Below are 12,585 nucleotides of genomic sequence, written 5' to 3' on the forward strand. Positions count from 1 at the left end.
AGCTGGCCTTAGGCGGGCTGATGCTCTTCGTCGGCTGGTTCTTCGGCGTGCTCGTCTAACGGCGTGACTTCCTCGTCGGGCTGTACGGGCCCGCCGCGGCGGCGACGCTCACACGGGCCGGGACAGCGGCGTCAGGGTGAGGGCCTGCCGTCCGAAATGCCCGATGCCGTCCGTGCGGCGGGACGCCTCCAGGCGCTCGGCGGGAACGTCCCCGTACAGGGTGGTGCGCTGCCGGGCGGGGCGGCCCGCGCGCGCCGCGATCGCCTCCAGCTCGCTGATGGGCTTGAACGATCCGTTCTCCGAGCCGGCCATCCGGCTGATCGTCTCCTCCATGAGGGTCCCGCCGAGGTCGTTCACCCCTCCCTGGAGGACGCGCGTGCACAGTTCGTCCCCGAGCTTCACCCAGGACGTCTGGATGTTGGGGATCGCGCCGTGCAGCAGGATGCGCGCCAGGGCGTGGACGGCGACGTTCTCCCGCGCGGTCGGCCCCGGCCGCGCCAGCCCCGCGAGGTAGATGGGCGAGTTGTAGTGGACGAACGGAAGCAGCACGAACTCGCTGAACCCGCCCGTCCGCTCCTGGAGGGACCGCAGCAGCTTGATGTGCGCGACCCAGTGCGCGGGGGTGTCCACGTGCCCGTACATCATGGTGGACGTCGTCGGGATGCCGATCTCGTGCGCGGTCGTGACGACCTCGACCCACTGGTCCGTGGGCAGCTTCCCCTTGGTCAGCACCCACCGGACGTCGTCGTCGAGGATCTCGGCGGCCGTCCCGGGCAGCGAGTCGACGCCCGCCTCCTTCGCGGCCTCCAGCCACTCCCGGATCGACAGGTCCGTCCGGGACGCGCCGTTCACGACCTCCATCGGGCTGTAGGAGTGCAGGTGGATGCCGGGCGCGCGGCGCTTCACCTCGCGGGCGAGGTCGAAGTACGCGGTCCCGGGCAGGTCAGGGTGGATGCCGCCCTGCATGCAGACCTCGGTGGCGCCCGCCTCCCACGCCTCGTCCACGCGGTCCCCGACCTGCTCCAGGGACAGCGTGTAGGCGTCGGCGTCCGTGCGGCGCTGCGCGAACGCGCAGAACCGGCAGCCGGTGTAGCAGACGTTGGTGAAGTTGATGTTCCGGGTGACGACGTAGGTGACCTCGTCGCCGACGGCGTCGCGCCGCAGGCCGTCCGCCAGCGCGGCGAGCGCGTCCAGCTCGGGGCCCTCGGCGTGCAGGAGGGCCAGCGCCTCGTCGTCGGACAGGCCGGCGGGGTCCCGTTCCGCGCGCGCCAGAGCGGCCTTGACGTCCGCGTCGAACCGCTGGGGCGCGGCCATGCGGTCGCGCAGGGCGTCCCAGTCGCCGTACACCTCGTCGAAGTCGTCGCGCCGGTCCGCGGTGCGGCCCGTCGTGTCGATCTCGGTGTGCAGGTCGGTCCGGCCGAACGCCGCGAACCCGCCGTCGGGCTCCTGCCAGGGACGCCCCTCGGGGACGGCGCCCTCCCGCGCCAGCCCCGTCGCGGGGTCGGCGAGCGCGGCGACGTGCGCGGTGAGGCGCGGGTCCAGCCAGGGCTCGCCGCGCCGCACGTACTCGGGGTAGATCGTGAGCCGCTCGCGCAGCTCGAAGCCCGCCCCGGCGGTCCTGGCGGCCAGCTCGTCGATCTGCGGCCACGGCCGCTCCGGGTTCACGTGGTCGGGCGTCAGCGGCGACACCCCGCCCCAGTCGTCGATCCCGGCGCGCAGCATCAGCGCGAACTGCTCGGCGACCAGGTTCGGCGGCGCCTGCACGCGCGCCTTCGGGCCGAGGACGAGGCGCGTCACCGCGATCGTCGCGGCGAGCTCCTCCAGTTCGGCGTCCGGAGTGTCGCGCATCCTGGTGTCGGGCTTGGCGCGGAAGTTCTGGACGATCACCTCCTGGATCGCCCCGTACTCGCGCATCGTCCGCCGGATCTCGAAGATCGCGTCCGCGCGCTCCTCGACCGTCTCGCCGATCCCGATGAGGATGCCGGTCGTGAACGGCACGTTCGTGCGGCCCGCGTCCTCCAGCACCCGCAGCCGGACGGCCGGGTCCTTGTCCGGCGACCCGAAGTGGGGGCCGCCGCGCTCGCTGAACAGCCGCGTCGCGGTCGTCTCCAGCATCATCCCCATGGACGGCGCGACCGGCTTGAGCCGCTGGAAGTCGCGCCAGGTCAGCACCCCGGGGTTCAGGTGCGGCAGCAGACCGGTCTCCTCCAGCACCCGGATCGCCATCGCGCGTACGTACGAGAGCGTGTCGTCGTAGCCGTGCGCGTCCAGCCACTCGCGGGCCGGGCGCCACCGGTCCTCGGGACGGTCCCCGAGCGTGAACAGGGCCTCCTTGCAGCCCATCTCCGCTCCGCGCCGCGCGATCTCCAGCACCTCGTCGGGGCTGAGGTAGGGCGAGTCGAGCCGGTGGGGGACGGTCGCGAACGTGCAGTACCCGCAGCGGTCCCGGCAGAGCCGGGTCAGCGGGATGAAGACCTTGCGGCTGTAGGTGATGACGCCGGGACGGCCCGCGGCCTCCAGGCCGGCGTCCCGGGTGCGCGCCGCGTGGGCGAGCAGGTCGTCGAGCCGCGCACCCCGCGCCTGCAGCAGTGTGGCGGCCTCGGATCGGTCCAGTGTCTTGCCGTCGCGCGCGCGGGCCAGGGCCCGGCGAAGAGCGGAGCTCGTGGCGTCCATGCGGGCACTCTATGCCAATCGTCATATTCCGCGCCGCGCCGGGGTCCGAAAGAACGGACAAAAGGAATGGCCCCGGCCGTAGAAGCCGGGGCCCGCCCGGATCTATTCCCGCGCGTTCACTCTGTTCCGCTTACCTGACGTTCCCCTCATCTGACCTCGATGAAGGCGTCCGGGGCGCGCGGCGGCCGCTCGCGCGGGGGCGCGGCCGCGTGGCCCACCCCGACGGCGCCCATCGGGTCCCATTCGTCCGGCAGGTCGAGGACGTCGCGCACCACGTCGCGGCAGAACATCGTGCTCGACACCCAGCACGAGCCGAGCCCCTCCACGGCCAGCGCGACCAGCAGGTTCTCCACGCCGGCCCCGGCCGCCACCACGAACATCTCGCGCTCGGCGCGCGACCGCCGCTCGTCCGGATAGTCGTGCGACCCGTACATGACCAGGCACGGGACGACGAGGTAGGGGGCCCGGCGCAGCACCTCGCCGCGCCGCAGCCGCTTGGCGACCGACGCGTCGGAGAAGCCGTCGCGGCGCAGGTCGGCCTCCCACGCGTCGCGCATCGCGTCCAGCAGCCGCGTCCGCGACTCCGCCGACTCCAGCAGGACGAACCGCCACGGCGTGGTGTGGTGCGGGGCCGGCGCGGTGATCGCGGCCCCGACCGCCCGCCGCACCGCCGCCGGGTCCACCGGCTCGGCGGTGAACTCGCGGATCGTGCGCCGCGCGCCCAGCACGTCCGCCGATCCGAACCGGAACATGTCCTCCTCCGGCGGGCGCACCAGCGCCCGCGCGCCCGGCCCGTCCTCCGGCGTGACCAGGCCGGACAGCCCGCGCACGACCGCGATCGGCACGCCCTCCAGCTTGCCCTTGACCAGCTCGCCGGCCGCCGCGATCTCGTCGGCGACCGCCGTGATCGTGGCCTCCAGGCGGTTGCCGTAGGCGTCGTCGCGCCCGCGCAGGTCGCTGAGCGGGGCCAGGCCGGCGACGCCGATCGCCGCGTCCGTCAGCCCGTTGCGCCAGGGCCGGCCGAGCGTGTCCGACACGATCACGGCCACGTCGGCGCCGGTCCGCTCCCGCACCCCGGCGCGGAGGCGCCGGGCCGAGGCGTCCGGGTCCTCGGGCAGCAGCAGCACCGTGCCGGGCCGGGTGTTGGACGCGTCGACCCCGGCCGCGGCCAGCACCAGCCCCTGCCGCGTCTCCACGATCCGGGTCTCCCCGCGCGCGTGCGTCCGCCGCGCCACCACCCGCACGGTCTCGGCGTCGATGGCCTTCTCCCGGTCGGCGGCGACCAGGACCCGCCCCTCCGCCTTGCTGACGATCTTGGAGGTGACGACGAGCACGTCGCCGTCCTCGACCGTCCCGTCCGGGATCAGCGCGGCGATGTCGGCCCCCTCGGCGACCTCCGGCATCCCCGGCACGCCGAAGACCTCGATGCTCTGCGCGGGGACGGTCTCCCGGCCCGCTCCGCCCGGCTCCGCGCTCATTCGGCGACCCCCGCCCGCTTCAGCTCCACCGCCAGGTCCAGGGCCGCCCGCGCGATCGCGGCGGTCGACTCGGCGTCGCGCATCAGCAGCGGCCGGGAGCGCACGTCGATGCCCTCCACCCGCACGTCCGCGTCGGCCTCGTCCACGAGCCAGCCGTCCAGCAGCCCGAGGCCGTAGTGCTCGGCGACCGCGCGCGCCGACGTCTCCACCCCGATCGCGGTCAGGCACGCGTCGGCCATCCCGCGCACGGGGGCCCCGCCGACGATGGGCGACACGCCCACCACGGTCTTGGCCGCGACCGCGTCACGGATGCCGGGGACCGCCAGGATCGTCCCGATGCTCACCACCGGATTGGACGGCGGGAACAGCACCACGTCGGCCGCCTCGATCGCCGCCAGCACGCCCGGCGCCGGCGCGGACTCCGCGGCGCCCACCGCGGCGATCGACAGCGCCGGGACCGAGGCGCGCATCCGCACCCACCACTCCTGGAAGTGGATCGCGCGCCGCCCCTGCTCGTCCTCGACCACCACGTGCGTCTCGACCTGGTCGTCGGTCATCGGCAGCAGCCGCACCCCCGGGCGCCACCGGTCGCACAGCGCCTCGGTCACCGCGGACAGCCGGTAGCCGGCCGCCAGCATCTGCGTCCGGACGATGTGCGTCGCGAAATCGCGGTCGCCGAGCCCGAACCAGCCCGGCCCCACCCCGTAGGCGGCCAGTTCCTCCTTGACGGTGAAGGTCTCCTCCGCCCGTCCCCAGCCCTGCTCCTCGTTGATGCCGCCGCCGAGCGTGTACATCACGGTGTCCAGGTCGGGGCAGACCCGCAGCCCGAACAGGGAGATGTCGTCCCCGGTGTTGCCGATGACGGTGATCTCCGCCTCCGGGGCGGCCGCCAGGAGCCCGCGCAGGAAACGGGCGCCGCCGATCCCGCCCGCCAACGCCACGATCTTCATGACCTCAACCCTACGGTGATCCCCGAGGAGAGCAGAGGGGTCGCCGCTCCGGGCGACACTATGCAAAGCTTTGCGTGCTATCGGAGAACACCCGGCCCCGAGTCTGGAGATGCCACCGTGAACAAGGAAGCCGTCCAGCGCCTGCGCGAACCGGCCGCCTGGGTCCTGCTCGCCGCGGCGGGCGTCCACCTTCTCGCGGGCATCATCTCGCTTCTCGGCGGCGACGGCAGCTTCACGCTGCGCGCCCTCGGCCAGACCAACGACGGGACCTTCCTGCAGGTCGCGATGGTCGGCCTCGTCGTCCTGGCGATCATGCTGACGACCTGGGGCGCGACCCCGACCCCGCAGGCCCGGACGATCACCATGGGCGCGCTCGGCGTCCTCGGCGGCATCGGGCTGTTCGGCGTGATCTCGTGGCTGAGCGGGATGCTCGCCGACTCGGACTACGCGGGCGCGGTGACCAAGCTCACGACCTTCCTGGTCGGCGCCGGCGACCTGGCCGTGGTCGGCGTCGGCGGCTGGTTCGCCTTCACGGTCTTCAAGGGGATGCAGCCGCCCCGCCCGCAGCCGCAGATGCAGCAGCAGGGCGGCTACCCCGACTTCGGCTACCAGCAGGGCCAGCCGGGCCAGCAGCAGTACGGGCAGCAGCCCGGCCAGCCCGCCCAGCCCGGCTACGACCAGCAGTACGGACAGCAGCAGTACCAGCAGTACCAGCAGTACGGCGAAGGGCAGCCGCAGCAGCCCGCCCAGGGGTACGGCCAGCAGCAGTACGGACAGCAGCAGTACGGCCAGCCCGGCCAGCAGGGCCAGCCCGGCTACGAGCAGCAGTACGGCCAGCCGCAGGAGTACCAGCAGTACGGGCAGCAGGGCGGCTACCAGGGCGGCCAGCAGGGCCAGCAGGGCCAGCCGCCCGCCGAGGAGGAGGACATGGGCGAGTGGACCCGTGCCTACGGCGGCGGCGGAGGCTCCGGCCAGGACCCGCAGGGCACCCAGCCCGCGCCGCCCGCGGGTGACCAGGAGGGCGGCGACTGGTACCGGGACAACCGCCCCCCGCCCCCGCAGTGAGGCCGCCGTCCCGGCGGTGACCGCCCGATTAACTGATCTTCATCCAAAGGTCGGCATTCACATCCCGGCAAAACCCGCTATGTCGCCCGGGAATGTCCTCCGGCTTGACGGGGCCACTGCTACACGCGTGTAATTTCGTCGGTGTAGTTTCAATGCCGTCTCGGGGGAAGGAACTCGTGGGAGGGCATTGACCAGGGGGTTCCACGGGCAGGGAGGTGCGCTGTGAGCGAGGTGGTCATCCCGCTGGCGCACGGCACAGACGGCGAAGAGTTGGGCTGGCAGGAGCGCGCCCTGTGCGCGCAGACGGACCCGGAGGCTTTTTTTCCGGAGAAGGGCGGCTCCACTCGCGAGGCCAAGAAGGTGTGCCGGGCATGCGAGGTGCGTACGGAGTGCCTTGAGTACGCGCTGCAGCACGACGAGCGGTTCGGCATCTGGGGAGGGCTCTCCGAGCGGGAACGCCGGAAGCTGAAGCGGCAGGCCGTCTGACTCGCGGGCCGCGTCCCGGATCGGTGGATCCGGAGCGTGCCCGGCGCGGCCACGCGTACAGTTATCAGCCGTGCCGGCCCCAGGGCCGGCACGGCTGCTGTCCGTCCGGGACCGCGTGCACGCCGCGCACGGCCCGTCCGACCGGCACCGACACCGTCCGTCCCACAGATCGAGCGACCCTTGGCCCCCACTCTCGATCGCCATGTCGTCACCGCCGTCCTCGTCGCGCACGACGGCGCGCGGTGGCTGCCGGAGGCGCTGAAGGCGCTGCTCACGCAGTCGCGCCCCGTGCAGCGCCTCGTGACCGTCGACACCGGGAGCGCCGACCGCGGCCCCGCCGTCCTCGCGGAGGTCGTCGGCGAGGACGCGGTCCTCACGCTGCCCCGCACCACCGGCTACGGCGAGGCCGTCGCCGAGGCGCTGCGGCAGGACGCCGCGTCCGCTCCCGTCCCGGAGGACGAGTCCGCCCCCGCCCACCACGCCGACCAGGCCCAGGGGCCGCCCAAGCCCCGCACCGAATGGATCTGGCTGCTGCACGACGACTGCGCGCCCGACCGCGACGCGCTCGACCGGCTGCTGCGGACGGCCGACGCCGACCCCAACGTGGCGGTCCTCGGCCCCAAGGTCCGCGACTGGGACGACCGGCGCGTCCTGCGCGAGCTCGGCGTCACCGTCGACGCCGCCGGGCGCCGCCACACCGGCCTCGACCGGCGCGAGTTCGACCAGGGCCAGCACGACGGCGTCCGCGACGTCCTGTCGGTCGGCAGCGCCGGGATGCTGGTCCGCCGCGACGTGTGGGAGAAGCTGGGCGGCTTCGACGTCGAGTACGGCATCTTCCGCGACGACCTCGACTTCTGCTGGCGGGTCCACGCCGCCGGGCACCGGGTCGTCACCGCGAGCGACGCCGTCGTCTACCACGCCGAGGCGTCCCGGCGCGGGCTCCGCGAGATCGGCATGACCGCCGAGCACCCCGCCCGCCGCGACCGCCGCAACGCGCTGCTCACGCTGCTCGCCAACCAGCCGCTCGGGGCGATGGCGCGGGCCCTCGTCCGCAACGTGTGGGCGTCGCTCGCGCACGCCCTCGTCCTGGTGGCGACCAAACGGCCGGGCATGGCCCGCGAGGAGCTGCGCGCGCTCGGCGACGTGCTGCGCTCGCCCGGGCGGCTCCGGCGGGCGCGGGCCGCTCGCGCCGAGGGCCGCACGCGCGCGCGGCGCAGCGTCCGGCGGTTCCGGACCCGCTGGGTCGTGCTGCGCCGGGCCGGCGAGGCGGTCTCGGAGTACTTCGCCGTCCACGAGCGCGAACGCGAGGACCGGGACGACGACCTCACGGCCGACGAGCCCGGCCCGATCCGCCGGTTCCTCGCCCGTCCCGGCGTGCTGCTCCTGCTCGGGCTGACCGCCGTCGCGGTCGCGGCCGAACGCTCCCTGCCGACGGCCGCCGGACGGCTCGGCGGCGGCGCGCTCGTCCCCGCGTGGGGCGGTGCGAGCGACCTGTGGGCGCAGTACCTGTCCGGCTGGCATCCGGTGGGGCTCGGCACCGACGCGGGCAGCCCCCCGTACGTCGGGGTTCTGGCCGTGCTGTCCACCGCGGCGTTCGGCAAGCCGTGGCTCGCGGTGTCGGTCCTGCTGCTCGGCGGCGTCCCGCTGGCCGGGCTCGCCGCCTACCGCGCGTCGCGGCTGCTGGTGGTGGAGGCGCCGCGGACGGGGCGGCGCGCCCGCGCGACCGGCCGCCGCGTCCCGGTGTCGGCCGTCCGCGCCTGGTTCGCCGCCGTCTACGCGCTGCTCCCCGCCGCGACCGGCGCCGTCGCGGGCGGGCGGATCGGGACCTGCGTCGTCCTCGTCCTCCTGCCGCTGATCGCCGTGCACGCGGCCCGCTTCTACGGCTTCCCCCGGTCGGAGGCCGCCGGGCTGGACGCCCGGACGCGGCGCAAGCGCGCGGGCCGGGCCGCCTGGACGGTCGCGCTGCTCCTCGCCGTCGCGATGTCCTTCGTGCCGCTGGTCTGGCCGATCGCGCTGCTGGCCGCCGGGATGGTGCGGGCGCTGCTGGACCGGCCGGGGCGCCAGGGCCTGCGCGGCCTGGCCATCGCGCTCGGCGTGCCGCCGCTGTTGACGCTGCCGTGGACCGCCGGCCTGCTGCTCCACCCGTCCCGCTTCCTGACGGAGGCGGGGCTGCACCGGCGGTTCGCCCCCGCCGCCCCGGCCGACCTGCTGGCGCTCGACCCGGGCGGGCCGGGCACGCCCGCGCGGTGGGCGCTCGCCGGGCTGCTCGCGGTCGCCGTGTGCGCGCTGCCGCTCCGCGGCCGCCGGGGCCACGTCCTCGCCGGCTGGCTGCTGGCCGTCTTCGGGCTGCTCGTCGCGGTGCTGACCAGCGCCGCCACCGTCACCAAGGGGGCGGACGAGGCGCCGGTGTGGCCGGGGCTGGCGCTGCTGTTCGCGGGCGCCGGGGTACTGCTCGCCGCGACCGCCGCCGTCCAGCGCGCCACCGAGGTCCTCGCAGGAAGCCACCTGATCTACAAGGCCGGCGGGGCGGCCGTGCTGGTCGCCGCGCTCACTGCCCCCGTCCTCGCGGCCGCGTTCTGGGTGGCCGGCGGCGCGGCCGGCCCGCTCGGGAGAGTCGACCCCGACACGGTTCCCCAGTTCGTCCAGGGGACGGGTGGCGTCCGGACGCTCGTCCTGCATCAGGAGCCGACCGGCCGGGTCTCCTACACGGTGCTCAGGGGCGCGCGGCCCCGTCTGGGCGAAGCGGAGGTCACCGTCAAGGGCCGGGCCCATGACCGCATGGACGACCTCGTCGCCGGTCTGGCCGCCGGCCGGGAGGGCGACGACGGGCCCGCGCTGACGCGGATGGGCGTCCAGTACCTGCTGGTGCCGCACCCCGCGAAAGACCCGCTCACCAAGGTCCTGGACGCGTCGCCAGAACTGACGCGCCTCAGCCGCACGGGCACGTTCGCGGTGTGGCGGCTCCAGGCGACGTCCGCCCGGATGATGCTCCTGCAAGGCTCGACCGTCACGCCCCTGCCTGCCGGACGCGTCGACACCCGCGTTCAGATCCCGCCAGGCACAGGCCCGCGCACGCTCCTCCTGGCCGAGCCCGCCGACGGCGGGTGGCGGGCCGCTCTCAACGGCCGCGACGTCAAGGCACGAACGGTGGACGGCTGGGCGCAGGGATACGACATCCCCACCGGAGGAGGCGAGTTCGACCTGACCCGGTCGATGACGACGCGGCACATCTGGGTCGCCGTCCAGGGGATCGCCGTCCTGCTCGTGGCCGTCCTGGCGCTGCCGGGCGCGCAGACCGACACGCTGACGCCCGCCGGGGAGCGGGAGCGCCGCCGCCGCGGACGGCGCGGACGGCGCCGCGCGCCCCGAGCCCGCGCCCAGCGCGCACTGCCGCCCCCCGAGCCCACCGAGCCGCCTGAGCCTCCCCAGGCACCGGAGCCGGTGGAGGAACCCAGCACGGAGGAGGTGTCCTGATGGACAAGGTCCTGCGCCTCCTCGGCATGCGCTACGCCATCGCCGCCCTCATGCTCGTCGCCGTCGCCGCCCTCTACGGCGCCGCGACGTTCTCCCGTCCGGGCGAGGCGTCCGAGAAGGGCCGCGAGACGCCCGTCACGCACGCCCTGGCGGTCTGCCCCGGACACGAGGGCGGCCGCCTCGCCGTCCAGACCCTCGCCCGGAAGAGCGGCGGGGGACGCGTCGACCTGACGCCGACGAAGGGCGGAACCCCGCTCGGGTCCGTGACGTCGCCCGGCCAGGGCTGGAGCAAGGACACCGAGCCGGGCGGCGACTCCTCCACCCTGCGCGCCACGGGGCCCATCGCCGGCGGGCTGGAGGCGGAGCAGACCGCCTACGAGGACGGCGGCGACGACCGCGGCCTCGCCTCGACACGCTGCGCCGCTCCCGGCACCGACCTGTGGTTCCTGGGCCCCGGCCCGGTCGCCGCCGACGAACTCGACCTCTACCTGACCAACGTCGACGCGCAGCCCGCGTCCGTCGACGTCTCCGCCCTGTCCGGCGAGGGCCCCCTCGACACCACCGAGGGGCGCGGCACGCCCGTCGAGCCCTACACCACCCGCGTCGTGAGGATCGGCGGGTCGCCCGAAGGCCTCGGCGACATCGTGAAGACCGCCGCCGACCTCGCCCTGCGCGTGCGCACCACCAGCGGCCGCGTCGCCGCGTCCCTGCGCGTCCGGATCGGGAAGAAGAAGGGCGTCGAGTGGCTGCCGCGGTCGGCCGCGCCCGCCGCCTCCGCCCTCGTCCCCGGCGTGCCGGGCGGCTCCGGCGGGCGCCGCCTGCTGGTCGCGGTCCCCGGCGAGGCCGACGCCCGGATCAGGGTCCAGGTGATCGCCTCGGCCGGGGCGTTCGCCCCGCAGGGCCAGGACGTCCTGGACGCCCCCGGCAAGACCGTGACCTCCGTCCCCCTCGACGGCGCCCTGTCCGGCAGGGCCGCCGCCGTCCGGCTCGTCGCCGACCGCCCGATCCTGGCGGGCTTCGCCGCCGACCGGGGCGCCGACGTCGCCTACGGCGCCGCCACACCGCCGCTCAGCGCGACGGCGCCCGGCGTCGTCGCCGACAACCGCTTCGACGCGTCCCTCTCCCTGACCGCCCCGTCCGGCGCGGCGAGCGTCCAGGTCACGACCCTGAACGCGCAGGGCGCCGGCTCCCCGCGGCAGGTCGAGATCCCCGCCGGACGGACCGTGGAGACCGAGCTCACCTCGCCCGGCGGCGGAGCGGACGCCTCCTTCGGCGTGGTGATCACGCCGAGGCCCGGCTCCGCGCCCGTCTACGCGTCCCGCATGCTCGCCACCGGCAAGGGCGGCGACCACCTGTTCACGGTGCTGCCGATCGTCCCGGCGCCCACGACCCTGCGCCTCCCGGCCACCGCCGACTCCCAGACGGCCCTGACCCCGAACTGATCCCTGATCTAGTCGTCGGGGGTGTCGTAGCTCGGGTCGACGGACTCGGGGGAGAGGCCGAGCAGGTCGGCGACCTCCTCGACGAGCAGGTCGCGGATCATCTGGGAGAGCTCGGCGTCGCCGGCGGCGCGGGCCTCGACGGGGCGCCGGTAGACGACGATGCGCACCGGCCGGTCGCCGTCGCCGGGAAGGGTCTGGCCGAGCGGGACGGGCCCGTCGAACAGCGGGTCGACTCCCGGGACGTCCTCGACCGCGAACTCGACCCGGGCCAGCTCGCGACCCCAGCGCGCGCCCAGCCGCCGGACCTCGTCGTCGACGAGGTCGGCGAACCGTTCCGCGCGGGTACGTGAGATCGGTGCCTGCGAGGGCGTCAGAGGGCCACGGAGGCCACGACCGTGCCGATCGCGGCGCCGTACGCCTGCCACACGGGAACGCACGCCCCAAGAGTACCTCCGCCGGCGCGGCGGCCCTCACGCACGCCCCGTCCGGCACGGTCCGTGAAGGGAGTCATCACGGAATGTAGTTGTTACCAAGGAAATCGCCCGGTAACGGCGACACGTGCGCCGGGGTGGTGGCGGAGCCGGGTGGGGGGAGGTACGGTCAGCCATCGTGAGCCCCGTCCGCACTTGCTCCCGCACCGCCTGCAAGGCGCCCGCAGTGTTCACGCTCACGTACGTCTACCGCGACTCCACCGCGGTCCTGGGGCCGCTCGCAACGTACGCCGAGCCGCACTGCTACGACCTGTGCGCCGAGCATTCCGAACGGCTCACCGCCCCCATGGGGTGGGAGCTGGTGCGGCTCCCCGTCGAGGAGGAGTCCGAGCCCAGCGCCGACGACCTGGAGGCCCTCGCCGACGCGGTCCGCGAGGCCGCCAAGCCCGCGCCCGGGTCCGGCCACGAGCCGGTCGGCCAGGGCACCGAGGTCGGCCGCCGCGGCCACCTGCGCGTCCTGCGCTCCGAACCCGCCGGGACGCAGCCCGGCCAGGAGTGACCGCGGGCTCGCGCCCGTCCCGATCCT

General features: G+C 74.9%; 9 protein-coding genes. 5 read left to right on the forward strand and 4 right to left on the reverse strand.

Translation table 11 applies throughout. From position 1 onward, the window contains the following. Window positions 1-108 precede the first annotated feature (108 nt). From AB0C69_RS03555 to cofD, 3 genes are all read right to left on the reverse strand, one after another. Complete coding sequence (locus tag AB0C69_RS03555; protein ID WP_360349244.1) at window positions 109-2,673, reverse strand: bifunctional FO biosynthesis protein CofGH; 2,565 nt, start codon at window positions 2,671-2,673, stop codon at window positions 109-111. Between the two features lie 146 nt (window positions 2,674-2,819). After that, window positions 2,820-4,151, reverse strand: coding sequence for a coenzyme F420-0:L-glutamate ligase (locus AB0C69_RS03560; protein WP_360349247.1), 1,332 nt, complete (start codon window positions 4,149-4,151; stop codon window positions 2,820-2,822). After that, window positions 4,148-5,101, reverse strand: coding sequence for a 2-phospho-L-lactate transferase (cofD, locus tag AB0C69_RS03565; protein WP_345177717.1), 954 nt, complete (start codon window positions 5,099-5,101; stop codon window positions 4,148-4,150). Before cofD ends, AB0C69_RS03560 begins: the two co-directional genes overlap by 4 nt. 117 nt (window positions 5,102-5,218) lie before the next feature. On the opposite strand from cofD, the gene AB0C69_RS03570 reads away from it, so the two are divergent. The 4 genes from AB0C69_RS03570 (at window position 5,219) to AB0C69_RS03585 (ending at window position 11,568) form a co-directional block, all read left to right on the forward strand. Further along, window positions 5,219-6,166: a hypothetical protein gene (locus AB0C69_RS03570; RefSeq protein WP_360349251.1), complete on the forward strand. Its 948-nt coding sequence runs from the start codon at window positions 5,219-5,221 to the stop codon at window positions 6,164-6,166. A gap of 222 nt (window positions 6,167-6,388) precedes the next feature. Continuing rightward, complete coding sequence (locus AB0C69_RS03575) at window positions 6,389-6,652, forward strand: WhiB family transcriptional regulator (protein WP_021594342.1); 264 nt, start codon at window positions 6,389-6,391, stop codon at window positions 6,650-6,652. A gap of 180 nt (window positions 6,653-6,832) precedes the next feature. Further along, on the forward strand, window positions 6,833-10,126 hold the full coding sequence (locus tag AB0C69_RS03580; RefSeq protein WP_360349256.1) for a glycosyltransferase family 2 protein: 3,294 nt from the start codon (window positions 6,833-6,835) through the stop codon (window positions 10,124-10,126). After that, on the forward strand, window positions 10,126-11,568 hold the full coding sequence (locus AB0C69_RS03585) for a DUF5719 family protein (protein WP_360349259.1): 1,443 nt from the start codon (window positions 10,126-10,128) through the stop codon (window positions 11,566-11,568). The genes AB0C69_RS03580 and AB0C69_RS03585 overlap by 1 nt, the downstream gene beginning before the upstream one ends. A gap of 8 nt (window positions 11,569-11,576) precedes the next feature. On the opposite strand, the gene AB0C69_RS03590 is transcribed toward AB0C69_RS03585, so the two are convergent. Then, on the reverse strand, window positions 11,577-12,005 hold the full coding sequence (locus AB0C69_RS03590; RefSeq protein ID WP_345177726.1) for a metallopeptidase family protein: 429 nt from the start codon (window positions 12,003-12,005) through the stop codon (window positions 11,577-11,579). Between the two features lie 172 nt (window positions 12,006-12,177). On the opposite strand from AB0C69_RS03590, the gene AB0C69_RS03595 reads away from it, so the two are divergent. Further along, on the forward strand, window positions 12,178-12,558 hold the full coding sequence (locus AB0C69_RS03595; RefSeq protein WP_179846169.1) for a DUF3499 domain-containing protein: 381 nt from the start codon (window positions 12,178-12,180) through the stop codon (window positions 12,556-12,558). Window positions 12,559-12,585 lie beyond the last annotated feature (27 nt).

The sequence above is a fragment of the Actinomadura sp. NPDC048032 genome (assembly GCF_040653175.1).
In the GTDB taxonomy this organism is placed as follows: Bacteria; Actinomycetota; Actinomycetes; order Streptosporangiales; family Streptosporangiaceae; genus Spirillospora; species Spirillospora verrucosospora.